General features: G+C 40.4%; 39 protein-coding genes. All 39 read left to right on the top strand.

Features of this window, described 5'->3' with window-relative positions; genetic code table 11:
* Position 1 precedes the first annotated feature (1 nt).
* The 39 genes from rplC (at position 2) to pcrA (ending at position 23,995) form a co-directional block, all read left to right on the top strand.
* Positions 2-664 (top strand): 50S ribosomal protein L3, encoded by a 663-nt coding sequence (gene rplC, locus H9564_RS01710; protein WP_191683830.1) that lies wholly within the window; start codon positions 2-4, stop codon positions 662-664.
* Between the two features lie 22 nt (positions 665-686).
* Positions 687-1,310 carry a 50S ribosomal protein L4 gene (rplD, locus tag H9564_RS01705; RefSeq protein ID WP_191683829.1) on the top strand — a complete coding sequence of 208 codons (624 nt, stop codon included), beginning with the start codon at positions 687-689 and terminating at the stop codon, positions 1,308-1,310.
* Positions 1,310-1,603, top strand: a complete 294-nt coding sequence (rplW, locus tag H9564_RS01700) for a 50S ribosomal protein L23 (protein ID WP_191683828.1) — start codon at positions 1,310-1,312, stop codon at positions 1,601-1,603. Before rplD ends, rplW begins: the two co-directional genes overlap by 1 nt.
* 25 nt (positions 1,604-1,628) lie before the next feature.
* Positions 1,629-2,474 (top strand): 50S ribosomal protein L2, encoded by an 846-nt coding sequence (rplB, locus tag H9564_RS01695; RefSeq protein ID WP_191683827.1) that lies wholly within the window; start codon positions 1,629-1,631, stop codon positions 2,472-2,474.
* 40 nt (positions 2,475-2,514) lie between these two features.
* Positions 2,515-2,790, top strand: a complete 276-nt coding sequence (rpsS, locus tag H9564_RS01690; protein ID WP_191683826.1) for a 30S ribosomal protein S19 — start codon at positions 2,515-2,517, stop codon at positions 2,788-2,790.
* Positions 2,791-2,808: 18 nt separating this feature from the next.
* Entirely contained in the window at positions 2,809-3,156 is a 348-nt protein-coding gene (gene rplV / locus H9564_RS01685) for a 50S ribosomal protein L22 (protein WP_003664558.1), read from the top strand.
* Between the two features lie 12 nt (positions 3,157-3,168).
* Positions 3,169-3,828 carry a 30S ribosomal protein S3 gene (gene rpsC / locus H9564_RS01680; protein ID WP_191683825.1) on the top strand — a complete coding sequence of 220 codons (660 nt, stop codon included), beginning with the start codon at positions 3,169-3,171 and terminating at the stop codon, positions 3,826-3,828.
* A gap of 2 nt (positions 3,829-3,830) precedes the next feature.
* Positions 3,831-4,265, top strand: a complete 435-nt coding sequence (gene rplP, locus H9564_RS01675; RefSeq protein ID WP_003716659.1) for a 50S ribosomal protein L16 — start codon at positions 3,831-3,833, stop codon at positions 4,263-4,265.
* The gene (gene rpmC / locus H9564_RS01670; RefSeq protein WP_003716660.1) at positions 4,255-4,461 is read left to right on the top strand and encodes a 50S ribosomal protein L29; all 207 of its coding nucleotides are present in this window, start codon (positions 4,255-4,257) and stop codon (positions 4,459-4,461) included. The genes rplP and rpmC overlap by 11 nt, the downstream gene beginning before the upstream one ends.
* Positions 4,462-4,486: 25 nt before the next feature.
* Positions 4,487-4,753 (top strand): 30S ribosomal protein S17, encoded by a 267-nt coding sequence (gene rpsQ / locus H9564_RS01665; RefSeq protein WP_003716661.1) that lies wholly within the window; start codon positions 4,487-4,489, stop codon positions 4,751-4,753.
* A gap of 64 nt (positions 4,754-4,817) precedes the next feature.
* Positions 4,818-5,186, top strand: a complete 369-nt coding sequence (gene rplN / locus H9564_RS01660; RefSeq protein ID WP_003716662.1) for a 50S ribosomal protein L14 — start codon at positions 4,818-4,820, stop codon at positions 5,184-5,186.
* Positions 5,187-5,220: 34 nt separating this feature from the next.
* A complete protein-coding gene (gene rplX, locus H9564_RS01655) occupies positions 5,221-5,529 on the top strand; it encodes a 50S ribosomal protein L24 (protein WP_003716663.1) in 309 nt (102 codons plus the stop codon).
* Between the two features lie 30 nt (positions 5,530-5,559).
* The gene (gene rplE, locus H9564_RS01650) at positions 5,560-6,102 is read left to right on the top strand and encodes a 50S ribosomal protein L5 (protein ID WP_003716664.1); all 543 of its coding nucleotides are present in this window, start codon (positions 5,560-5,562) and stop codon (positions 6,100-6,102) included.
* A gap of 15 nt (positions 6,103-6,117) precedes the next feature.
* Positions 6,118-6,303 carry a type Z 30S ribosomal protein S14 gene (locus H9564_RS01645; protein WP_003716665.1) on the top strand — a complete coding sequence of 62 codons (186 nt, stop codon included), beginning with the start codon at positions 6,118-6,120 and terminating at the stop codon, positions 6,301-6,303.
* A 31-nt stretch (positions 6,304-6,334) separates the two neighbouring features.
* Entirely contained in the window at positions 6,335-6,733 is a 399-nt protein-coding gene (gene rpsH / locus H9564_RS01640; RefSeq protein ID WP_040530800.1) for a 30S ribosomal protein S8, read from the top strand.
* Between the two features lie 29 nt (positions 6,734-6,762).
* Complete coding sequence (gene rplF / locus H9564_RS01635) at positions 6,763-7,299, top strand: 50S ribosomal protein L6 (protein ID WP_191683824.1); 537 nt, start codon at positions 6,763-6,765, stop codon at positions 7,297-7,299.
* 65 nt (positions 7,300-7,364) lie between these two features.
* A complete protein-coding gene (gene rplR, locus H9564_RS01630; RefSeq protein ID WP_040530802.1) occupies positions 7,365-7,721 on the top strand; it encodes a 50S ribosomal protein L18 in 357 nt (118 codons plus the stop codon).
* Between the two features lie 22 nt (positions 7,722-7,743).
* The gene (rpsE, locus tag H9564_RS01625; RefSeq protein WP_003716669.1) at positions 7,744-8,253 is read left to right on the top strand and encodes a 30S ribosomal protein S5; all 510 of its coding nucleotides are present in this window, start codon (positions 7,744-7,746) and stop codon (positions 8,251-8,253) included.
* 14 nt (positions 8,254-8,267) lie between these two features.
* Entirely contained in the window at positions 8,268-8,450 is a 183-nt protein-coding gene (gene rpmD, locus H9564_RS01620; RefSeq protein ID WP_003716670.1) for a 50S ribosomal protein L30, read from the top strand.
* Positions 8,451-8,482: 32 nt separating this feature from the next.
* Positions 8,483-8,917 (top strand): 50S ribosomal protein L15, encoded by a 435-nt coding sequence (rplO, locus tag H9564_RS01615; RefSeq protein ID WP_182582801.1) that lies wholly within the window; start codon positions 8,483-8,485, stop codon positions 8,915-8,917.
* Positions 8,918-10,240, top strand: a complete 1,323-nt coding sequence (gene secY, locus H9564_RS01610; protein WP_191683823.1) for a preprotein translocase subunit SecY — start codon at positions 8,918-8,920, stop codon at positions 10,238-10,240.
* Between the two features lie 5 nt (positions 10,241-10,245).
* Positions 10,246-10,896, top strand: a complete 651-nt coding sequence (locus H9564_RS01605) for an adenylate kinase (RefSeq protein ID WP_277612838.1) — start codon at positions 10,246-10,248, stop codon at positions 10,894-10,896.
* A gap of 129 nt (positions 10,897-11,025) precedes the next feature.
* The gene (gene infA, locus H9564_RS01600) at positions 11,026-11,244 is read left to right on the top strand and encodes a translation initiation factor IF-1 (RefSeq protein WP_040530804.1); all 219 of its coding nucleotides are present in this window, start codon (positions 11,026-11,028) and stop codon (positions 11,242-11,244) included.
* A gap of 35 nt (positions 11,245-11,279) precedes the next feature.
* The gene (gene rpmJ, locus H9564_RS01595) at positions 11,280-11,399 is read left to right on the top strand and encodes a 50S ribosomal protein L36 (protein ID WP_003714521.1); all 120 of its coding nucleotides are present in this window, start codon (positions 11,280-11,282) and stop codon (positions 11,397-11,399) included.
* 31 nt (positions 11,400-11,430) lie between these two features.
* Positions 11,431-11,796 carry a 30S ribosomal protein S13 gene (rpsM, locus tag H9564_RS01590; protein WP_003716675.1) on the top strand — a complete coding sequence of 122 codons (366 nt, stop codon included), beginning with the start codon at positions 11,431-11,433 and terminating at the stop codon, positions 11,794-11,796.
* Positions 11,797-11,830: 34 nt separating this feature from the next.
* Positions 11,831-12,220: a 30S ribosomal protein S11 gene (gene rpsK / locus H9564_RS01585; RefSeq protein ID WP_003716676.1), complete on the top strand. Its 390-nt coding sequence runs from the start codon at positions 11,831-11,833 to the stop codon at positions 12,218-12,220.
* A gap of 82 nt (positions 12,221-12,302) precedes the next feature.
* On the top strand, positions 12,303-13,247 hold the full coding sequence (locus H9564_RS01580; RefSeq protein WP_191683821.1) for a DNA-directed RNA polymerase subunit alpha: 945 nt from the start codon (positions 12,303-12,305) through the stop codon (positions 13,245-13,247).
* A 34-nt stretch (positions 13,248-13,281) separates the two neighbouring features.
* On the top strand, positions 13,282-13,665 hold the full coding sequence (rplQ, locus tag H9564_RS01575; protein WP_003716678.1) for a 50S ribosomal protein L17: 384 nt from the start codon (positions 13,282-13,284) through the stop codon (positions 13,663-13,665).
* A 201-nt stretch (positions 13,666-13,866) separates the two neighbouring features.
* The gene (locus H9564_RS01570; protein WP_191683820.1) at positions 13,867-14,694 is read left to right on the top strand and encodes an energy-coupling factor transporter ATPase; all 828 of its coding nucleotides are present in this window, start codon (positions 13,867-13,869) and stop codon (positions 14,692-14,694) included.
* Positions 14,670-15,533, top strand: coding sequence for an ATP-binding cassette domain-containing protein (locus tag H9564_RS01565; RefSeq protein WP_191683819.1), 864 nt, complete (start codon positions 14,670-14,672; stop codon positions 15,531-15,533). Before H9564_RS01570 ends, H9564_RS01565 begins: the two co-directional genes overlap by 25 nt.
* The gene (locus H9564_RS01560) at positions 15,526-16,326 is read left to right on the top strand and encodes an energy-coupling factor transporter transmembrane component T family protein (protein WP_191683818.1); all 801 of its coding nucleotides are present in this window, start codon (positions 15,526-15,528) and stop codon (positions 16,324-16,326) included. The genes H9564_RS01565 and H9564_RS01560 overlap by 8 nt, the downstream gene beginning before the upstream one ends.
* An 18-nt stretch (positions 16,327-16,344) precedes the next feature.
* Positions 16,345-17,115 carry a tRNA pseudouridine(38-40) synthase TruA gene (truA, locus tag H9564_RS01555; protein WP_191683817.1) on the top strand — a complete coding sequence of 257 codons (771 nt, stop codon included), beginning with the start codon at positions 16,345-16,347 and terminating at the stop codon, positions 17,113-17,115.
* Between the two features lie 105 nt (positions 17,116-17,220).
* Complete coding sequence (rplM, locus tag H9564_RS01550; protein WP_182580901.1) at positions 17,221-17,664, top strand: 50S ribosomal protein L13; 444 nt, start codon at positions 17,221-17,223, stop codon at positions 17,662-17,664.
* A gap of 7 nt (positions 17,665-17,671) precedes the next feature.
* Entirely contained in the window at positions 17,672-18,073 is a 402-nt protein-coding gene (gene rpsI, locus H9564_RS01545; protein ID WP_191683816.1) for a 30S ribosomal protein S9, read from the top strand.
* A 151-nt stretch (positions 18,074-18,224) separates the two neighbouring features.
* A complete protein-coding gene (locus H9564_RS01540) occupies positions 18,225-18,998 on the top strand; it encodes a (S)-acetoin forming diacetyl reductase (RefSeq protein ID WP_191683815.1) in 774 nt (257 codons plus the stop codon).
* A gap of 141 nt (positions 18,999-19,139) precedes the next feature.
* A complete protein-coding gene (locus tag H9564_RS01535; RefSeq protein WP_191683814.1) occupies positions 19,140-19,769 on the top strand; it encodes a glycoside hydrolase family 73 protein in 630 nt (209 codons plus the stop codon).
* A gap of 18 nt (positions 19,770-19,787) precedes the next feature.
* The gene (locus H9564_RS01530) at positions 19,788-20,363 is read left to right on the top strand and encodes a xanthine phosphoribosyltransferase (protein WP_191683813.1); all 576 of its coding nucleotides are present in this window, start codon (positions 19,788-19,790) and stop codon (positions 20,361-20,363) included.
* Between the two features lie 24 nt (positions 20,364-20,387).
* Positions 20,388-21,575: an ATP-grasp domain-containing protein gene (locus H9564_RS01525; RefSeq protein WP_191683812.1), complete on the top strand. Its 1,188-nt coding sequence runs from the start codon at positions 20,388-20,390 to the stop codon at positions 21,573-21,575.
* A 134-nt stretch (positions 21,576-21,709) separates the two neighbouring features.
* Positions 21,710-23,995: a DNA helicase PcrA gene (pcrA, locus tag H9564_RS01520; protein ID WP_191683811.1), complete on the top strand. Its 2,286-nt coding sequence runs from the start codon at positions 21,710-21,712 to the stop codon at positions 23,993-23,995.
* Positions 23,996-23,999: the final 4 nt, after the last annotated feature.

Raw genomic sequence — 23,999 nt, 5'->3', positions numbered from 1 at the left:
CATGGCCAAAGGAATCTTAGGTAAAAAAGTTGGGATGACTCAAGTTTTTACTGACAACGGTGAATTGGTACCAGTTACTGTTATTGACGTAACACCAAACGTTGTTATGCAAATCAAGACTGTTGAAAACGATGGTTACAACGCTGTTCAACTTGGTTTTGATGATAAGCGCGAAATCTTGAGCAACAAGCCCGAACAAGGTCATGCAGCAAAAGCAAACACGACCCCTAAGCGCTTCATCGGTGAAATCCGTGACGCTAAATTAGGGGATGACATCAAGGTTGGAGACGAAGTTAAGGCTGATGTCTTCAATGAAGGTGAAACTGTCGACGTTACGGGTGTTACAAAGGGTCATGGTTACCAAGGTAACATTCACAAGGACAACCAAAGACGTGGACCTATGTCACACGGTTCTCGTTACCACCGTCGTCCAGGTTCATTAGGACCAATCATTAACCGTGTCTTCAAGGGTATGAAGTTACCAGGTCGTATGGGTGGCAAGACTGTCACTATGCAACACCTTGAAGTTGTTAAGGTTGATCTTGATAACAATGTTCTTTTAATTAAAGGTAACGTTCCTGGTGCTAACAAGTCATACGTTACTATTAAGAACTCTGTGAAGGCTAACACTAAGAAGAGCCTGAGCAAGCAACACAATAAATAATTAAGAAAGGAGGAAGTTAATAATGACTAGCGTTAATTTGTACAAGCAAGATGGTAGCCAAAACGGTACTATCGATTTGAATGCTGACATTTTTGGTATTGAACCAAATGAAAATGCCGAATTCGAAGCCATTCTTCGTCAACGTGCTGCAATGCGTCAAGGTACACATGCCGTAAAGAACCGTTCAGCTGTTAGCGGTGGTGGTAAGAAGCCATGGCGTCAAAAGGGTACTGGTCGTGCTCGTCAAGGTTCAATCCGTTCACCACAATTCCGTGGTGGTGGTATCGTCTTCGGACCTACTCCACGTTCTTACAAGTACAGCCTTCCTCGCAAGGTTCGTCAACTTGCTATTAAGTCTGCCCTTTCTCAAAAGGTTCTAGACAACGCATTAGTTGTTGTTGATGCATTAAACTTTGATGCACCAAAGACTAAGGAATTTGCAGGAGTTATGGATAACCTTAAGGTTGCCGAAAAGGTACTGGTTGTTGTTACTGATGATGACAAGAACGCTGCTTTGTCTGCTCGCAACTTGGCAAATGCCACTGTTGTTACACCAGCTGGTGTTAACATCTTAAGTGTTGTTGACAGTCAAAAGATCGTCATCACTAAGTCAGCTCTTTCTCAAGTAGAGGAGGTGCTCGCATAATGGAAGCACGCGAAGTTATCTTACGTCCAGTAGTTACCGAAGCTTCAATGGCCGGTATGGACGACAAGCGTTACACATTCGATGTTGATTTACGAGCAACTAAGACACAAGTAAAGAATGCTGTTGAAGAAGTCTTTGGTGTTAAGGTTGTTAAGGTAAACATCATGAACTTAAAGGGTAAGAAGAAGCGTCAAGGCCGTTACGTTGGTTACACTAAGCGTCGTCGTAAGGCTATTGTTACTTTATCTGCCGATTCAAATGAAATCAAACTGTTTAACGACAGTGAAAACTAATCATTAAAAAAAGGAGGAAAACATAGTGGGAATTCGTAAGTACAAACCTACTACTAACGGTCGCCGTAATATGAACGGTTATGACTTTGCTGAAATTACAAAGTCAGCTCCAGAAAAGTCATTATTGGCTCCTTTGAAGCACAAGGCTGGTCGTAACAGTTACGGTCACATTACTGTTCGTCACCGTGGTGGTGGTGTAAAGCGTCAATACCGTATCATTGACTTTAAGCGGATTAAGGATGATGTACCTGCAACTGTTAAGGCAATCGAATATGATCCAAACCGGACTGCTAACATTGCTTTACTTGTTTACGCTGATGGTACTAAGTCATACATCCTCGCTCCTAAGGGTCTTAAAGTTGGTATGACAGTTCAATCTGGTCCAGAAGCTGATATCAAGGTTGGTAATGCTCTTCCATTAAAGAACATCCCAGTTGGTACTGTTATTCACAACATTGAATTAAAGCCAGGTAAGGGTGGTCAATTAGCTCGTTCAGCTGGTGCTTCTGCTCAATTGCTTGGTAAGGAAGAAAAGTATGTACTTGTTCGTCTATCATCTGGTGAAGTTCGGATGGTTCTTGCAACTTGCCGTGCTACTATCGGTACTGTTGGTAACGATGAACATGCATTGCTTATTAAGGGTAAGGCTGGTCGTACTCGTTATGCTGGTCAACGTCCACACGTTCGTGGTTCTGTTATGAACCCTAATGATCACCCACATGGTGGTGGTGAAGGTAAGCAACCTGTTGGTTTACCATCTCCTCTATCTCCATGGGGTAAGAAGACCGCTGGTAAGAAGACTCGTTCACACAAGGCTCGTTCAAACAAGTTCATTGTTCGTGGTCGGAAGCGCGGTCCACATACTCGTTAAGATTAAATATCGCTCAAATACCCGAGAGGAGGTACACTAAATGGGTCGTAGTTTGAAGAAAGGACCTTTCGCTGACGCTTCTCTATTAAAGAAGGTTAAGGAACAAGAAGGTTCTGATAAGAAAACTGTCATCAAGACATGGTCACGTCGTTCAACAATTTTCCCAAGTTTTATCGGTTATACTTTCGCTGTATATGATGGTCGTAAGCATGTGCCAGTTTACGTACAAGAAGATATGGTTGGTCACAAGCTTGGTGAATTTGTTCCAACACGGACTTTCCATGGTCACGCAGCTGATGACAAGGCAACTAAGTAAGGAGGGTGAACTATAGACATGGCTGAAAACATTACATCCGCTAAGGCAACTGCTAAGATGGTTCGTGTTTCTGCACGGAAAGTTCGTCTTGTTTTAGACGCTATTCGCGGTAAGAGCGTTGCCGAAGCATTTGCTATTCTGAAGTTCACTCCTCGTGGTGCCGCTTCAGATGTTGAAAAAGTATTAAAATCTGCTGTTGCAAACGCTGAAAACAACTTTGACTTGGATCGTGCTTCACTTGTAGTTAGCGAAGCATTTGCAAACGAAGGACCAACCCTTAAGCGGTTCCGTCCACGTGCCAAGGGTTCCGCTTCACCAATTAACAAGCGGACTAGTCACATCACAGTGGTTGTTACAGAACGATAGGAGGAATGAATAGTGGGTCAAAAGATCAATCCTAATGGTTTTCGTGTTGGGGTCATTCGCGACTGGACTGCTAAGTGGTACGCAGAAAAAGATTTTGCTAACTACTTAAACGAAGACCTTCGGATCCGTAAGTACATTGAAAAGCGACTTGCTGATGCCTCAGTATCAACCGTTGAAATTGAACGTGCTGCTAACCGCGTAAACGTTTCAATTCATACTGCCAAGCCTGGTATGGTTATTGGTAAGGGTGGTTCAGAAGTTGAAGCACTTCGTAAGGAATTAAACAAGTTAACTGGTAAGCGTGTCCACATTAACATTGTGGAAATCAAGAAGCCAGACTTGGATGCGCACCTTGTTGGTGAAAGCATCGCTCGTCAATTGGAAGCACGTATCGCATTCCGTCGTGCAATGCGTGGTGCTATGCAACGTGCAATGCGTGCCGGTGCTAAGGGTATTAAAACTCAAGTTGCTGGTCGTTTGAATGGTGCAGATATGTCACGGGTTGAATCATACTCTGACGGAACTGTTCCTTTGCACACATTACGTGCTGACATTGATTACTCTTGGGATGAAGCTAACACTACATACGGTGTTCTTGGTGTAAAGACTTGGATCTACCGTGGTGAAGTTTTCCCAGCCAAGAAGAACAACGATGAAGAAGGAGGGAAGTAAACATGCTAGTACCTAAGCGAGTTAAGCACCGTAAGGTTCAACGTGGCCACATGCGTGGTGAAGCTAAGGGTGGTAAGACTGTTTCATTCGGTGAATTCGGTTTACAAGCATTGGATTCCCACTGGATCAGTAACCGTCAAATTGAAGCTGCTCGTATCGCTATTACCCGTTACATGAAGCGTGGTGGTAAGGTTTGGATTAAGATCTTCCCTCAACTTTCCTACACTAGCAAAGGTGTTGGTGTCCGGATGGGTAATGGTAAGGGTGCCCCAGAAGGTTGGGTTGCCCCAGTTAAGCGTGGCAAGGTAATGTTCGAAGTAGCAGGTGTATCTGAAGAAACTGCTCGTGAAGCTTTACGTCTTGCCGGTCACAAGTTGCCAGTTCGCACTAAGATCGTAAAACGTGAGGAAGTAGGTGGACAATCTAATGAAAAGTAAAGATTACGTACAAGAACTGAATGGATTAACCACTGAGAAGCTACTTGACCGTGAAAAGGAACTGAAGGAGCAATTATTTAACTTACGTTTCCAATTAGCAACCGGCCAATTGGAAAACACTGCAAGTCTTAAGCAAGTACGCAAAGACATTGCCCGGGTTAAGACAGTTCTTCGTCAACAAGAATTAAATAAATAAAGAATACGAAAAGGAGGATTAGCGCATGAGTGAAGAACGTAATGCACGTAAGGTTTATCAAGGCCGCGTTGTTTCCGATAAAATGGATAAGACTATCACTGTTGTGATTGATACTTATAAGAGTGCCCCAATTTACGGCAAGCGTGTTAAGTACTCAAAGAAGTACTATGCACACGACGAAAACAACGAAGCTAAGACTGGCGACACTGTACAAATCATGGAAACACGTCCATTATCTGCAAAGAAGCGTTTCCGTCTTGTAAAGATTGTCGAAAAGGCTGCTACCCTTTAATTAGCAGATAACTCTAAATTTCGTATTCTAATTCTTATTCAAAGATGGAAGGAGGACATTAACCGTGATTCAACAAGAAAGTCGGTTGAAGGTCGCTGATAACTCCGGTGCCCGTGAAATCTTGGTAATCAAGATTTTAGGTGGTTCCCGAGTAAAAACAGGTAACATTGGTGATATTATTGTTGCTACTGTAAAACAGGCAACACCAGGTGGCGTTGTCAAAAAGGGTGACGTTGTTAAGGCTGTTGTAGTACGGACTAAGCAAGGTCTACACCGTAAGGATGGTTCATACATCAAGTTTGATGAAAACGCCGCTGTTTTGATTAACAACGATAAGAGCCCTAAGGGTACCCGTATTTTTGGCCCAATTGCTCGTGAACTTCGTGGAGATGACTTCATGAAGATCGTTTCATTAGCTCCAGAAGTTCTGTAAGATTTACCCAAAAATAAGGAGGTGCACTATCAACATGTTCATTAAAACAGGTGACAAAGTTCGCGTTATCGCCGGTAAGGACAAGGGCAAGGAAGGTACTGTTAAGAAGACCATTGCTTCTGCTAACCGTGTGATCGTTGAAGGCATTAACATGGTTAAGAAACACCAAAAGCCAAGTAACTCAAACCCTAATGGTGGAGTTATTGATACTGAAGCTGCTATCAGTGCTTCAAATGTTATGCTGATTGATCCTTCTACTAACGAACCAACCCGCGTTGGTTTCAAGTTCGTTGATGGTAAGAAGGTTCGTTTTGCCAAGAAGTCCGGCAAGACTATCGACTAAAATTAATTACGAAAGGAGGAATAACTTCCAATGGAAAATCGTTTGAAAGCTAAGTACGAAAGTGAAATCCGTCCAGCATTGATTGAAAAGTTTAACTATTCATCAATCATGCAAGCACCTAAGATTGACAAGATTGTCTTGAACATGGGTGTTGGTGACGCTACTACCAACTCAAAGAACCTTGATGAAGCCGTTGAAGAATTAGGATTAATTTCTGGTCAAAAGCCTTTGATTACTAAGGCTAAGAAATCAATTGCCGGATTCCGTCTTCGTGAAGGTATGTCAATTGGTGCTAAGGTCACTTTACGTGGTGAACGCATGTATGATTTCTTGGATAAGTTGATTAATGTTTCATTACCTCGTGTTCGTGATTTCCATGGTGTAAGCAATAAGTCATTTGATGGCCGTGGTAACTACACTTTGGGTATCCGTGAACAATTAATCTTCCCTGAAATTGATTTTGATAAGGTTAACCGTGTTCGTGGTTTGGATGTTGTTATTGTTACAACTGCGCAAACTGATGAAGAATCACACGAATTATTGGCTCAACTTGGTATGCCGTTCGCTAAATAAAGGAGGTTCCACAAATTGGCTAAAAAATCAATGATTGCTAAGTGCAACCGTCCAGCTAAGTTCTCAAGTCGTGAATACACACGCTGTGCACGTTGTGGACGTCCGCACTCAGTTTACCGTAAATTCCACTTATGCCGGCTTTGCTTACGAGAACTTGCCCACAAGGGACAAATTCCTGGTTTAAAGAAGGCTAGCTGGTAAACAAATCACCGACAAAAGGAGGAAAACATCGATGTCTATGAGTGATCCAATCGCAGATTTCTTAACTCGTATTCGTAACGCTAATATGGCTCAACACGAATCAGTAGAAGCACCTGCATCAAAGATGAAGAAGGACATCGCTGAAATCTTAAAGAATGAAGGTTTCATTCGCGATGTTGAATACGTTGACGATAACAAGCAAGGCATCATTCGTGTCTTCTTAAAGTATGGTAACGATGGTCAACGGGTTATTTCCGGATTAAAGCGGATTTCTAAGCCCGGTCTTCGTACATACGTTAAGGCTGACGCAGTGCCAAAGGTTCTCAACGGATTAGGGATTGCCATTATCTCAACATCTGAAGGTGTTGTGACTGACAAGGTTGCTCGCGCCAAAAAAATTGGTGGCGAAGTTATCGCCTATATCTGGTAATTAAATAAATTAAGTTAGGAGGTGCAAGCATGAGTCGTATTGGTTACAAGGAAATTGATCTACCAGAAGGTGTAGAAATTTCCCAACAAGGTAATGTTGTGACTGTAAAGGGACCTAAGGGTACTTTAAGTCGTGAAATTTCACCATTGATCAAGATGAGCGTTGAAGGTAACGTTATAAAGTTTGATCGTGATGATGACAGCAACCAAGTTAAGATGATTCACGGAACTACCCGTGCAAATGTCAATAACATGGTTGAAGGTGTTGTTAATGGATTTAGTAAGACCTTGAAGCTTGTCGGTGTTGGTTACCGTGCCCAATTTAAGGGTAACAAGCTTATTTTAACTGTTGGTTACTCCCAACCAGTTGAAATGGACAAGCCAGAAGATGTTGATATTAAGGTTCCTGACAACACTACTATTGAATTAAGCTCAATCAACAAGCAACATCTTGGTGATTTTGCTGCCTTAGTTCGTGCCGTTCGTTCACCTGAACCATACAAGGGTAAGGGTATTCGTTACGAAAACGAACACATTATTCGTAAGGAAGGTAAGACTGGTAAGTAATATTTCATTACTACTTAGTTATTATCTACAAATTAAACTAAATTTTATATTAAGAGGTGACTGTTGTGATTTCTAAACCAGATAAGAATAAGATCCGTCAACGTCGTCATATGCGCGTTCGCGGTAAGATTTCTGGTACTGCGGAGCGCCCACGCTTAAGTGTTTACCGTTCAAACAAAAACATTTACGCTCAATTAATTGATGACGTAAAGGGTGTGACGCTCGCAAGTGCCTCCACAATTGACAGTGAAGTTAGTGGAAAGAGCAAGACTGAACAAGCTAGTGGTGTTGGTGAATTAATTGCCAAGCGTGCTGCTGCTAAGAACATCACTAATGTTGTCTTTGATCGTGGTGGATACCTTTACCATGGTCGTGTTCAAGCATTAGCTGAAGCTGCTCGTGAAAACGGACTTAAATTCTAAGGAAAAGGAGGAATAACCTGCAATGACATCATCAGAATTCATTGATCCAGCAAAGTTGGACTTAGACGATCAAGTTGTTGCCATCAACCGGATTACCAAGGTTGTTAAGGGTGGTCGTCGGATGCGTTTTGCCGCTTTAGTTATCGTCGGCGATCGTAAGGGCCATGTTGGTTTTGGTACTGGTAAGGCTCAAGAAGTTCCAGAAGCTATCCGTAAGGCTCAAGCTGCTGCTGAAAAGAACCTGATCACTGTTCCTATCGTTGGTACTACTATTCCACACGAAGTTATCGGTACATACGGTGGTGGAAAGATTATGTTGAAGCCAGCCGTTGAAGGTTCTGGGGTTGCTGCCGGTGGTGCAGTTCGTAACGTTATGGACCTTGCCGGTGTAGCCGATGTTACTTCAAAGCGTCTTGGTTCAAACACTCCTGTTAACGTTGTTCGTGCAACATTTGAAGGTTTGAAGCAATTGAAGAGCGCTGAAGAAGTTGCTAAACTTCGTGGCGTTTCTGTAGACCACTTAGCAGAATAAGGAGGGCACTAATTATGGCTCAAGTTAAAGTTACTTTAATCCACAGTGTTGCCCACCGTCAGCCTACTCAACGCCGGACTGTGAAGGCATTGGGTCTTGGTAAGATTAACAGCTCTGTTATTTTGCCAGATAACGCTGCAACACGTGGCCAAATCTTTAAGATTGCTCACTTAGTTTCTATTGAAGAAGTTAAGTAATTACAACTAAATAATAAGGAGGTGCCTACTAAATGAAGTTAAACGAATTAAAACCTGCTGCAGGTTCTCGTTCAAAGCGTCTTCGTAAGGGTCGTGGCCTTTCATCTGGTCATGGTTTTACTTCTGGACGTGGTACTAAGGGTCAAAAGGCTCATGGTAAGACACGTTTGGGCTTTGAAGGGGGCCAAATGCCACTTTACCGGCAAATTCCAAAGCGTGGTTTCACTAACATTAACCGTAAGGAATACGCTATTGTTAACTTAAGTACTTTGGACCGGTTCGAAGATGGTACTGAAGTTACTCCACAATTGTTGATGGAAAGCGGTATTGTTAAGAACTTAAAGAGCGGTGTTAAGGTTCTTGGTAGCGGAAAGCTTACTAAGAAGTTAACAGTAAAGGCTAATAAGTTTTCTGCTTCAGCAGTATCAGCTATCGAAGCTGCTGGCGGTAAAACTGAGGTGATGTAATTGTTTACAGCCGTCAAAAATGCATTTAAGGTTAAGGATATTCGAAAAAAGATATTCTTTACTTTATTTGTATTAATTGTTTACCGGATTGGGGCGGCGATCACAGTTCCTGGTGTTAATGCTGCTGCTTTGCAGGAAATTTCATCGACTGGATTGGCTTCAATCCTGAATACCTTTAGTGGTGGTGGGCTTGAAAATTACTCATTGTTTGCAATGGGTGTTTCCCCATATATCACTGCGCAAATTGTTGTTCAATTACTGCAAATGGATATTGTTCCACGATTTGTTGAATGGAGTAAACAAGGTGAAGTTGGTCGGCGAAAATTGAATCAAGCAACCCGGTGGCTAACAATTGTTCTTGGGTTTATTCAGTCAATTGGGATAACGGCAGGTTTTAATGCTTTAAGTTCAATTAAACTTGTCAATCATCCAACGCCAACAACGTACTTAACCATTGGATTAATTCTTACGGCTGGTACAATGTTTGCTACTTGGATGGGGGATATGATTACTGAGCGAGGATTAGGAAACGGTGTTTCTATGTTGATCTTTGCTGGTATTGTTGCCCAAATGCCAGGTGGAATTTATCAACTTTGGCAGGATCAAATTGCTGGTGAATCTGGATCAGCTCTTTGGATGGGAATTGGCTTTGTTGCATTAGTTATGATTGCATTGATTATTATCGTTGCATTTGTTACTTGGGTACAGCAAGCTGAACGACGCTTACCAATTCAGTATACTCGACGGACTACAACTTCACCTGCTAGTAGTTATTTACCATTAAAGATTAATGTTTCTGGTGTTATTCCAGTTATTTTTGCTGGTTCATTTATTTCTACACCACAAACAATCTTGATGGCATTTCAACAAAATCATGGTGGAGACACCTGGTACCAAGTATTGTCTACAATTTTTAATATGCAATCTGGACCAGGGATTACATTATACATTTTCTTAATTGTTGTATTTACCTTCTTCTACGCCTTTGTTCAAGTCAATCCAGAAAAACTTGCGGAGAACTTGCAGAAACAAGGGAGTTACATTTCAGGTGTTCGTCCTGGAAAAGGTACTCAGCAATATGTTTCAGCATTATTAATGCGGTTAAGCACTGTTGGTTCACTTTTCTTGGGATTAGTCTCGTTAATTCCATTAGTTGCCAGCAATGTATGGAACCTAAGCCAATCAATTGGATTAGGTGGTACAAGTTTACTAATCATTGTTCAAATTGCTCTTGATGTTGTTCGTCAATTGACTGGTTTGACAATGAAACGTGAATATATTGGATTTATTCGTGGACCAAGACCTGAAGGGGGAGAATTATAATGACAATGAATCTTGTTTTAATGGGCCTGCCAGGTGCCGGTAAGGGTACTCAAGCTCAAAAGATTGTTGAGGATTTTGATATTCCTCACATTTCTACCGGAGATATTTTCCGGGCAGCAATTAAGAATGAAACGCCAATGGGAATTGAAGCTAAGAAGTACATTGATAAGGGAGAACTTGTTCCTGATGAAGTTACCAATGGTATCGTTAAGGAACGACTTTCAAAAGATGATACGAAAAATGGTTTCATGTTAGATGGCTTCCCACGTAATCTTAACCAAGCAGCTGCTTTGGATAAGATGCTGGCGGAAAGTAATCGGCAACTAGATGCGGTTATCAATATTCACGTCGAACCAGATGTATTGGTAGAACGACTAAGTGGTCGATTTATCTGTCGTAATTGTGGTGCAACTTATCACCGTCTTTACAACCCACCTAAGGTTGAAGGTACTTGTGATGTTTGTGGTCATCATGATTTTTACCAACGTGATGATGATAAACCTGAAACCGTAAAAAATCGGTTAGATGTTAACATCAAGTTAAATACACCACTGGTAGATTACTACCAAAAGAAAGGTGTTTTGTACACAATCGATGGTCAACAAGATATTGACAAGGTTTATGAAGATGTTAAGAAGGTATTAGATAACCTTTAAGCTGTTAAACCTTGCGAAGTTTACATAGTTATGCTAAACTTTGTAAGGTTTATATAGCTTACAGTGGAAAATAATACTATTTTCCACCGTTTTTACGTCATTTCTTGGTTATGCAAGGAGGAACCAATTGTGGCAAAAGCCGATGTGATTGAAGTTGAAGGTAAGATTACAGAAACCTTACCTAATGCGATGTTTAAAGTTGAATTGGAAAATGGTGCAGAAATTTTAGCACACGTTTCTGGTAAGATCCGTATGCATTATATTAAGATTTTGCCAGGTGATCGTGTTAAAGTAGAAATGTCACCATATGATTTGACCAAGGGTCGGATCACTTTCCGGTTTAAGTAGAAATTAAACAGTAACTCTCTAGGAGGATTAATAAAATGAAAGTAAGACCATCAGTCAAGCGGATGTGCGAACACTGCAAGATCGTAAAGCGTCATGGACGTGTTATGGTTATTTGCTCTGCTAATCCTAAGCACAAGCAACGCCAAGGCAAGTAATTTATTTAAATAAGGATGGAGGTGTAAATAAATGGCTCGTATCGCAGGTGTCGATTTACCTCGTGACAAGCGAATCGTAATCGGCTTAACATACATTTACGGAATCGGTAACACTCGTGCTCAAAAGATTTTGAAGGATGCTGGTGTTTCAGAAGATATCCGTGTTCGTGATTTGACTCCTGAACAAGAAGAACAAATCCGTACTCAAGTTGACCAATACCAAGTTGAAGGTGACTTACGTCGTGAAGTTACTTTAAACATTAAGCGGCTCCAAGAAATTGGTTCATACCGTGGAATGCGTCACCGTCGTGGTTTACCAGTTCGTGGTCAACACACTAAGAACAATGCACGTACTCGTAAGGGTAAGGCAGTTACTATTGCTAACAAGAAGAAGTAATTTTATTTTAATATAAAGGAGGTTAGTACTTAATATGGCAACCAAAAAAGGTACGCGTAAGCGTCGTGCAAAAAAGAATGTTGAAACTGGTGTTGCTCACATTCACTCAACATTTAACAACACTTTGATCATGATTACCGATGTTCAAGGTAATGCTGTTGCTTGGTCATCAGCTGGTGTATTAGGCTTTAAGGGTTCACGGAAGTCAACTCCTTTCGCTGCCCAAATGGCTTCTGAAGCTGCTGCAAAGCAAGCTATGGAACACGGTATGAAGACTGTCGAAGTTGAAGTTAAGGGTCCAGGTTCTGGTCGTGAATCAGCTATCCGTGCTCTTCAAGCTACTGGTTTGGAAGTTACTGCTATTCGTGATGTAACTCCAGTTCCTCATAATGGTTCTCGTCCTCCAAAGCGTCGTCGTGTTTAATTGACATTGCTGGAGTTACGAATCCACCAATGGCCTTTTAGTCTAAAATACGAACTGCGTTTGAAAGGGGTACAGAGATAGAATGATCGAATTTGAAAAGCCAAACATTCACAAGGTTGAAGAAACTGATAGCTACGGTAAGTTCGTTGTTGAACCACTCGAACGTGGTTATGGAACTACACTTGGTAATTCATTAAGACGAGTTTTACTAGCATCTTTACCTGGTGCTGCCATCACTAGTATTCAAATTGATGGTGTTTTACATGAATTCAGTACTGTTGAAGGTGTTACTGAAGATGTAACCCAAATCATTTTGAACTTGAAGAAGGTTTCCCTGAAACTTGATTCAGAAGAACAAAAGGATCTTGAAATTGATGTTAAGGGTCCTGCTGAAGTTACCGCCAGTGATATTCAAGGCGATAGTGACGTTAAGGTTCTTAATCCTGACTTGTATATTGCTACCGTTGCAGATGGTGCCGAATTACACATCAAGATGACCGCTGATAAAGGGCGTGGATATCTTTCTGCAAATGATAACAAAGCTCGAATGGATGATCTTGCAATTGGTGTATTGCCGATCGACTCCATTTATACCCCGATTGAACGTGTTAACTACACAGTTGAAAATGCTCGGGTTGGTCAACGTAATGATTACGATAAACTAACCTTAGATGTTTGGACTGATGGTTCATTAACACCGACTGAAGCTGTTAGCTTGGGTGCAAAGATTTTAACTGAACACTTGGCAATGTTTGTTAACCTTACTGAAGAGGCCCAAAATGCACAAGTAATGGTTGAAAAGGAAGAAACCCATAAAGAAAAGATGCTTGAAATGACGATTGAAGAATTGGATCTTTCTGTTCGTTCTTACAACTGTCTTAAGCGTGCGGGTATTAACACTGTTAAGGAATTATCCGATCGGACCGAAGCTGACATGATGAAAGTGCGGAACTTAGGCCAAAAGTCACTTGAAGAAATTAAGTTGAAATTAAACGATCTCGGCGTTTCATTTCGTCAAGATGATTAATTAATCAAACCAATAGAAAAGGAGGGACAACTTCATGAGTTACCGTAAATTAGGACGTACAAGTTCACAACGTAAGGCTTTATTACGTGATTTAACTACTGATTTAATTGTTAATGGTCGTATTACTACTACCGAAGCTCGTGCTAAGGAAGTTCGTAAGACTGCTGACCAAATGATTACCCTTGCAAAGCGTGGCGATTTAGCTTCACGTCGTAAGGCAGCTGCTTTTGTTCGGAACGTTGTTGCTGATGTTAAGGAAGATGGCGACAACATTCGTATCCAATCTGCTCTTCAAAACTTATTTGAAGAATTGGCACCTAAGTATGCTGAACGTAATGGTGGTTACACACGGATTTTGAAGACTATGCCTCGTCGTGGTGACGGTGCTAAGATGGTTATCTTGGAATTCGTTGACTAACATTTCGTTAATCAAAGTTTATTAATACGTAATAAAGAATCACTATCACTGAAGTATAGAGCGTTACGATGGTGGGATTATTATCCCTAGTCTAGCTTGAATGCGGGAGACCGTGCACTTCTTTGGTAAGTGATTTTTTATTTTTAAATTCTTTTAATTTCTCTGTTAAAATAATAAGTATTAATGTAAAGGATAAAAAAGATGCGAGAGATTAAATTTAACCACGTTACATTCAAATATCCGAATTCCCAAAAAATATTGATAGATGATCAGTCTTTTACTTTACCCACTAATAAATGGATTTCTATTGTTGGCCATAACGGAAGTGGCAAAAGTACTATTATGCGACTTCTTAATGGACTTCTTCAGCCTAATAAGGGGCAAATTACAATTGATAATTTAGTAGTAAATGAACAAAATTTAGAAGAAGTTCATAAGCTTGTTGGAATGGTATTTCAGAATCCAGAAAATCAATTTGTGGGTTCAACAGTTGCAGAGGATGTTGCTTTTGGCTTGGAGAATTATAATGTCGCACCTGAAGAAATGCCAATGATAATTAAACAAGCTTTAGCGACGGTTGGAATGACAAAGTATGAAAATAGCTTAATTTCCGATCTTTCTGGTGGGCAAAAGCAACGGATTGCAATTGCTGGTGTTTTAGCGGTCAGACCCCAAATAATTGTTTTGGATGAGGCTACGAGTATGCTTGATCCAATGGGAAGAGAATCAATTATGAAGTTATTAAGAAAGCTTCATGATGACGGTCACTATACGATTATTATGATTACTCATGATTTAAATGAAGCAGAACTAGCCGATCACGTTTTAGTTCTTGAGCAGGGGAAAGTGTTAGCAAATGGTATTACTGAGGAAGTTTTATCAAACAGTAAGTTATTAAAAGAACTTCAACTAGCTCCGGCAACTGGTGAACAAATAAGGGAAAAATTAATTAGTGTAGGGATTAGTGTGCCTGATAAATATTTAAAAACGGAGGAAATGGTTAGATGGCTAAAACAAAAATTGAATTAAAAAATGTTAGTTTTACCTATCAACCAGGAACCCCCATGGAATACCAGGCATTGGATAATATTAATTTAAAAATTGATGATGGAGCATTTACCGTCCTAGTAGGGCAGACGGGTAGTGGTAAATCTACTTTGGTAAATTTAATTGATGCCTTAACACAACCAACATCAGGGCAAATTATTGTTAATAATCATCTCCTTAATAGTCAAACCTCTAAAAAAGAACAAGAAATTTTTCGACGAAATATTGGTTACGTTTTTCAATTTCCTGAACGCCAATTATTTGCTCAAACTGTTCGTGAAGATTTAGAATTTGGTCCACGTAATCTGAGGTGGAGCCAATCCAAAATTGATGATGCAGTTATGAAGGCCTTAGAAACTGTTCAATTAGATTCTAAAATACTTAATAGTTCTCCGTTTTCATTGTCTGGTGGACAAAAGCGGCGCGTCGCAATTGCTGGAGTGCTAGCAATGAATCCAGAAGTATTAGTTTTGGATGAGCCTGCTGTGGGATTGGATTCATTATCGATTAAACAGCTCCTAAATATCCTTACAGACTTAAATCAGCGTGGAGTCACGATTATTATGATTACTCATTATCTTGAAATGATAACTTCTCTAGTAACTCAAATAGTAGCCCTTCATAATGGAAAAATTACATTTGATGGTAGTCCACAGGAATTTTTTAAGAGTCAAACCATGTTAAAAAAGAGTAAATTATTGGCACCTAAAAGCGTTCAGATTTCCCGGGAAATAGGATTAAGTAGTTTACCATTGTCAATTGATGACTTATCAATGGAGATTATTAAGCAGTTAAAAAATGGGGGTAGGGCTAATGAGTAACATGGTTATTTTTGGAAGCTATGTTCCACTTAGTTCGCCAATTCATCGCTTAGACGCACGAACGAAATTAATTCTTTGCATTTGGTATGTAATTAGTGTCTTTTTCGCTAACCACCTATGGCCCGCACTTTGGGTCTCGTTAGTTTTACTTGCAGTCCTAATTATGAGTCGCGTACCCCTTAAAATGTATTGGGCAGGATTGAAACCATTTTTAATTGTTATTTTAATTACGGTTTGTCTCCAAGTCTTATTTAGTAGTGGTGGGCAGATGTATTGGCATTTTGGTTGGATATCGGTTACAAGTGATGGAATTAAAAATGCGTTTCTAATTTTTTATCGGTTTACTGTAATTATTACTGCGTCTACCGTTTTAACTGCTACTACACCAACGCTTCAGCTGGCAAGTGCATTTTCATGGTTAATTTATCCCCTTAAATGGTTGAAGGTTCCGGTTGATAAAATTTCACTGATGTTATCAATTGCATTAAGGTTTGTGCCCATGATTATGGCTGATATCAAAGTAATCATGGATGCACAACGTTCACGGGGAATGGATTTTCACCAAGGTAATCTAATAACAAGGTTAAAACATCTTTTGCCGGTTGTGATTCCGTTATTTGTAAATTCGCTTCAACATTCTGAGGACCTTGCAATTGCAATGGAAGCTCGTGGATATTCACTTGATCGTCAGCGGACTCAATATCGGCAATTACGATGGCGTAAGGGTGACAATATTGCATTACTCTTAATGTTAGTTGTCGATGTTGGAATTTGTATATTAAACTTAATTTAGTGAGGAAGGTTTTTGATTGTGTATCGCTACAAAATAACGTTTGCATATGACGGGGCAAACTTCTCTGGTTTTCAGATTCAGCCTCATAAACGAACTGTTGAACAGGTATTAAAAAATGCGGTTAATAAAATTGCTAAGCATCCGACACCTGAAATTCCCGTAATCGGCTCTGGAAGAACCGATGCTGGAGTTCATGCGCTAAACCAGGTAGCTCATTTTGATATCCCGTATCATTTAAGTAATGAGTCAATGCGAAAGGCATTAAATAGTATTTTGCCACTCGATATTTTAATAAAAAAGGCAGAATTGGTGGATAGTAACTTTCATGCTCGCTATAGTGCTCATGATAAAACCTACCGTTATCGGGTAGATCAGGGTGAATTTGTTAATCCGTTTAAAAGAAATTACACAGCTCATTTTAAATATCCATTGGACCTAGATTTAATGCGAAAAGCGGCTAAGGACTTTATCGGTGAACACGATTTTACCAGTTTTGTAGCATCAGGAAGCCAGGCGAAGAGTAACGTAAGAACGGTTTATGCGATTAAGATTAGACGTGATGAACTAAGGAATGAAGTTGTCTTTGACTTTACGGGAAACGGCTTTTTATATAATCAGATTCGGATCATGGTTGCTTTTCTTTTAGAGATTGGAAGTAAGCAGCGGCCAGTTGATGATGTGAAACGAGTCTTAGTAGCTAAGGATCGGACACAGGCACGGATGACGGCTCCTGCAAGTGGCCTCTACCTAGTTTCAGTAGATTACGGGAATGATCAGGAAAGTATTTGACGAAGAGCTAGGAACAAGGTATACTAGCACTTGGTATTTCTTTTCCATCTAATAACTCGGTACACTATTATATGTAAAAGAAAAACAAAATTGGAGGACTTAATCGTGAGAACGACATACATCGCAAAACCTGGTGAAGTTGATCGCAAGTGGTACGTTGTCGATGCTAAGGATGTCCCAATGGGTCGTCTTTCATCTGCTGTAGCATCCATTTTGCGTGGTAAGAACAAGCCAACATACACTCCACACGTTGATACTGGTGATTACGTTATCGTTATCAATGCTGCGCAAGTTAAGTTAACTGGTAAGAAGGCATCTCAAAAGATGTACTACCGTCACTCAGACTACCCTGGTGGTTTGAAGCAACGGACTGCCGGTGACTTCCGTGCTAAGGAACCAGAAAAGTTATTGGAACACTCTATCAAGGGTATGCTTCCACACAACTCTCTTGGTCACAAGATGGGCTTAAAGCTTCATGTCTACGCTGGTGAAGACCACAGTCATGCAGCACAAAAGCCTGAAGCACTCGATATTACTAACTTAATTTAAGGAGGGAATGGAATTGGCTCAACAAGTTCAATACAGTGGTACTGGTCGGCGTAAAGACGCTACTGCGCGTGTTCGCTTAGTACCAGGTTCTGGTAAGATTACAATGAACGGCAAGGCAATTGAAGACTACATTCCATTTGCCAACTTACGTGCTATCGTTAACCAACCATTTAACGTAACTAAGACTGATGGTCAATACGATGTTTTAGCTAACGTTAATGGTGGAGGTTTCTCTGGTCAAGCTGGTGCAGTACGTCACGGTATCGCCCGTGCATTGCTCGCCGTTGACCCTGACTTCCGTGACGTCTTAAAGAAGGCCGGTCTATTGACTCGTGACCCTCGTATGAAGGAACGTCGTAAGCCAGGTCTTAAGAAGGCTCGTAAGGCTGCTCAATTCAGTAAGCGTTAATATTCGATTTATCGCTTCCAAAAAAGAAGTTGGATTTTATCCAACTTCTTTTTTTATACAATTAAGTGTGCAAATTTCTTTTTTCTTTCGGTTAAAAGACGTATAATAAAATTGTTGTAAACGCTTACTAAAATTGTAGGAGGCATGAATTATGGCAAAAAGAGTTGCTTTAGTTACAGGTGGTAGTCAAGGAATCGGAAAGGCAATTGCAGAACGCTTAGTTAACGATGGCTTTTCTGTTGCTCTAGTTGCTTTGGAAGAAGATAAGTTACAGCAAACAGCTAAGGAACTTGAAGAAAAGGGTGGCGAAGCATTACCACTTGTTGCTGATGTTTCTGACCGTGACGCTGTATTTGCTGCAGTTGAAAAGACTGTTGATCATTTTGGCGACTTAAATGTTATTGTCAACAATGCTGGTCTTGGTCCAACTACACCAATTGATACTATTACTCCAGAACAATTTGAAAAGGTTTATGGTGTAAATGTTGGTGGTGTTCTTTGGGGAATCCAAGCTGCTCATAAAGCATTTAAGAAGTTAGGCCATGGTGGAAAGATTATTAACGCTACTTCACAAGCTGGGGTTGTTGGTAATCCCAACCTTGCTCTTTATTCTGGTACTAAGTTTGCTATTCGTGGGATCACGCAAGTTGCAGCCCGTGACTTAGCTGACGAAGGAATCACCGTTAATGCTTATGCTCCTGGTATTGTTAAGACACCAATGATGTTTGACATTGCCCACCAAGTAGGAAAGAATGCCGGTAAGAGCGATGAATGGGGAATGCAAACATTTGCTAAGAACATTGCGTTGAAGCGTCTCTCTGAACCAGAGGATGTTGCTAATGCGGTTGGCTTCTTAGCTGGACCTGATTCAAACTACATCACTGGTCAAACAATTATTGTTGATGGTGGGATGCAGTTCCACTAAAATAGTTGAATAAAATTCACTAAGGGGGTTGGATTATTCCAATTCCTTTTGTATTTTAAATTTAAAATGATAAAATATTCTCCCAAACAAAGCTTATTTTGCTACAATCAATAGTTAGTAGGAAATAAGGGAGGCATGATTTTGGCAAAACGGCGCCGGAAAAAAACGAGAAAGAAAAGATCGCAGGGGAATATTTTCGTTTGGTTATTAGTCATTATTATTTTATTTTTAGGTGTTTACGTTGGTCATCATTTCTACCGAATTTGGAACCAACAACGGATTGAACAAGCTGCCTTGAAACGTGATCGTGAGGCAAAGGAGTTATTTATTAAACAAGTTGCTCCAGAGGCTCAAGCAATGCAGAATACTTATCATGTGTATGCATCTATTACAATTGCCCAGGCGATCCTTGAATCCAATTGGGGGACAAGTAAGTTGTCTACCGAGTACCATAATCTTTTTGGAATTAAAGGGACCGGTGCTAATTCAAAAGTCATGACGACTAAAGAATACGTTGGCGGTAAATGGGTTGTTATTAAGGATCGGTTCCGTGTTTATAATAGTTGGGATGATTCAATTAAGGATCATACCCGGTTAATGCTTCAGGGAACGGATATGAACCGGCAAAATTATGATCGGGTTGTTAAAGCTACTAATTATGAGGAAGCTGCAAAAGGATTACAACAATCTGGTTATGCCACTGATCCAAATTACGCACGAAAGCTTATTTCAGTCATTCAAACATATAAGTTATATAATTATGATAAGTAATCAAGAGGGGGTTACATTATGAAGGAATTGCAAGAAAAGATTAAACAATACGGAACGGTCCTTCCTGGTAATGTTTTAAAGGTTGATGCCTTTCTTAACCATCAAGTTGATCCAGAATTGATGGTTAAGGTGGGACAAGAATTTGCTCAGTTATTTGCTGATGAGGGTATTACTAAAGTTTGGACGGTTGAGTCTTCTGGAATTGCCCCAGCAGTAATGACTGGCCTAGCACTTAGGGTTCCAGTAATTTTTGCACGAAAGCATAAGAGTTTAACCCTTAATCAGAACATGTATACTGCTGATGTATATTCATACACTAAAAAAACAACTAATCGAATTTCTATTTCTAAAAAGTATGTTGACCCAAGCGATAAGATCCTAATGATTGATGATTTCTTAGCTAATGGTCAAGCAGTTGAAGGGATGTTAGAGATTGCTGATCAAGCAGGTGTTGATGTTGCTGGTGCTGGAATTGTGATTGAAAAGAGTTTCCAACCAGGGGCCCAAGAGTTAAAAGATCGTGGTATTCGTGTTGAATCATTAGCACGGATCAAGTCATTAGCAGATGGTAAAGTAACCTTTATGGAAGATTAATTATAATGTGGAGAGGGGAATCAAATGAGTAGTACAATTTTTCCTGGCAGTACTTTAGGGATTATTGGTATTAACCGGAACGGGGTAGCAATGATTGCCGCTGCCAAAAAAGCTGGCTTTAATGTTGGTGTTTATATCAATCATTCTCAACCAGATGTTACTAAAATGGCTGATTTCACTATTGATGGTGCTTACAATGATAAGCAAAAGTTAACTGAGTTTGGTGAAGCTTGTGATGCAATTATTTACCAAACACCAAATATCGATTCAACGGTAATTCGTTTTCTTGGACAGTATGCTGCGATCCCTCAAGGTATTAATGGTCTAGAGATTGTTCAGGATCGATTAATGGAACGGGCATTTTTGGATCAAATTAATATCAATATTGCTCCCTATGTTACTGTTGTTGGCTTGGACGATGTTTATCAATCAATTGATTCAATTGGTTACCCTGCTCTTTTGAAACCAATTCAACGGGGAATTGGTGAACAATCAATGATGATCAAGCGGCAATCAGATATAACACGGGCTGCAGACTTTATCGATACGGGAACATATCTCCTCGAATCATGGATTGATCATACTTCTGAATATACATTGACAGCGGCATGTACGAAAGATGACGTTGAGATCTTTCCGTTAGCTCAGTTAGAGTATACCGGGGATCGAAAGCTAATCTCAGTTGCTTCTCCTGCAGAGGTAGACGACGATATGTTAGAAGAAATGCAACGGATCATTAAGAGTGTTGCTGATTCTCTCCAATACACGGGTGTTCTTTCCGTGAACTTTTATGTAACCTCAACTGGTACGCTTTATGTAAAGAATATTGAGTTGGGTCTAACGTCAATTGCGAATGTCTACGATAATACAACTAATGTAGATCAATATGAACAACAATTACGGGCAAGCGTTGGAATGCCACTTCACGTTATTCGCCAATTACAGACTGCCTTATTGATGATTATTCGTAACTATCAGGCGGTTGCGATCAAGCGTCAATGGTTATTGAAAACCAATTGGAAGTTTCGTTTCTTTAATAATTCAAATACCGATGATCCGGCAGGGATCCTTGGCTTTGTTTGGGTTACCGGGGATGCTGATCTGGAAGCACTACGGAATCAGGTTGATGATACAGAAGTTTGGAATAAGCCATTACCAACTTCTGATGCTGAGGAAGCACCTAAGCCGACTGACGAAGATCAAGAAGAATAATTTGCTAAAACTGAGCTAAGACTGCTCACTGAAAAGTCTTCGGTTCAGTTTTTTATTTTGCAACATATGTTCGTTAAAGGACCAAAAGACGGTGAAAATTTGGTATAATATGAGCCGATTGAAATTTAGAGAGGATGGAAAAAGGCGTGAATAGTCAAGCACTTTTAGACGGCATGAATGATAAGCAAACCGAAGCAGTCCTAACAACGGAAGGTCCACTCTTAGTAATGGCCGGAGCTGGTTCGGGTAAGACGCGAGTGTTAACTCATCGGATTGCATACCTAATCGAAGAAAAAGGTGTTCTTCCATGGAATATTTTAGCGATCACCTTTACAAATAAGGCCGCACGAGAAATGCAAGAACGTGTTGGAAACCTTCTGGGTGAAAGCGCCCGTGATATTTGGGTTTCTACTTTTCACGCCTTGTGTGTGCGGATTTTACGTCGTGATATTGAAAAATTAGGTTACAACCGTGCCTTCACAATCGCCGATACTAGTGAACAGCGGACATTGATGAAGCGGATTTGTGCGGAATTAAATATCGATACCAAGAAATTCGATCCCCGCAGTATTTTAGGCGCAATTTCCAACGCCAAGAACGCTCTGCAAACACCTGATGATTATTCAAAAGAAGCTAACAGTATGTTTGAAAATATGGTTGCTCGTGCATACAAGCTTTACCAGCGTGAACTAGAGGCTAACCAGTCTCTTGATTTTGATGATCTGATTATGAAGACGATTGAACTCTTTGAAAAGGATCAAGAAACGCTTGAATTTTACCAGGATAAGTTCCACTACATCCATGTTGATGAGTACCAGGATACCAACGATGCTCAATATAAGTTGGTTAACATGCTAGCTCAGGGTTATAAAAACATCTGTGCTGTTGGGGATGCTGACCAGAGTATTTATGGCTGGCGTGGTGCTAACATGAATAATATTTTGAATTTTGAGCATGATTATCCACAAGCTCATACAGTAATGTTGGAACAAAATTACCGGTCAACCCAAACAATTTTGGATGCGGCTAATGAAGTAATCGATAACAACGTTTACCGGAAAAAGAAGAAGTTATGGACGGAAAATGGTAAGGGAGATAAGATTTCTTACTACCGGGCACAGAATGAGCATGATGAAGCCCAATTTATCGTTTCAAAGATTAAAGAAGAACGGGAAAAGAATAATTATAAGTACAATGATTTTGCGATCCTTTACCGGACAAACGCACAATCACGGATGATCGAAGAAACCTTCCTCAAGAGTAGTGTTCCTTATACCATGGTTGGTGGGCATAAGTTCTATGACCGGAAGGAAATTCGGGATATTCTTGCCTACTTGACGTTAATCGTTAACCCTCAGGACTCAATGAGTTTCGAACGGGTTGTCAATACTCCTAAACGGGGCATCGGGATGACTAGTGTTGATCATTTACGAGATTTTGCTAATGACAATAACTGGTCACTTCTTGAAGCAGCAGAAAACGTTGATGTTGCAAACAATATTTCAACACGGACGCGGGTAAAAATTGATGAATTCGGCCAATTAATGCGGAATTTAAGAAAACAAGCTGAATTCTTAAACATAACTGACTTAACCGAGGAGATCTTGGATAAGAGTGGTTACAATAAGGCTCTTGAACAAGATAAGAGTCTTGAATCTCAAGCGCGTCGGGAAAACCTTGATGAATTTAAATCAGTTACTCAGGAATATGATGAACAGCACAAGGATGACGATAGTGATAATCTCCAAAAGATTACTAACTTCCTTGCTGATTTAGCCTTAGTTTCTGATCAAGATGATGTTGATGAGCAGGCTCCAGCGGTAACCTTGATGACACTTCATGCAGCTAAGGGGCTTGAATTCCCAGTTGTCTTCTTGGTAGGGATGGAAGAAGGGATCTTCCCTCTTTCTCGAGCAATCATGGAAGATGATGAACTGGAAGAAGAACGACGCCTAGCATATGTTGGGATTACCCGGGCAAAGAAGAAGCTGTACTTAACAAATGCTTTCTCTCGGTTACTGTATGGCCGAATTCAACGGAACCAACCATCGCGGTTTGTGGAAGAAATTAATCCTGACTTGCTTGAATTTGAAAATGACCGGACTAGCAATACTCTTGGTGGACAAAAACTACCATTTGGTGGTGAGGCTGCAACTGCCACTACTTATCGTGAGCAAAAGCAACGTCGTCAATACCGGAGTGCCGGGAAGAGGGTTAAACCAGTAACTAATACTGGAACAGGTGCTGACCAGGTTTCATGGAAGACCGGTGACAAGGTAACCCATAAGAAGTGGGGAGAAGGAACTGTTGTAAAAGTTAGCGGAACTGGTAATGACAAGGAATTGGATATTGCCTTTCCACAACAGGGAGTTAAGCGTCTTTTAGCTAGTTTTGCACCAATTAAGAAGGTTACTGACTAATTAA

It is taken from the genome of Limosilactobacillus avistercoris, from assembly GCF_014836425.1.
GTDB lineage: Bacteria > Bacillota > Bacilli > Lactobacillales > Lactobacillaceae > Limosilactobacillus > Limosilactobacillus agrestimuris.
The sequence above is the reverse complement of the archived record's forward strand: the minus strand, read 5'-3'. Positions and strand labels throughout refer to the sequence as shown.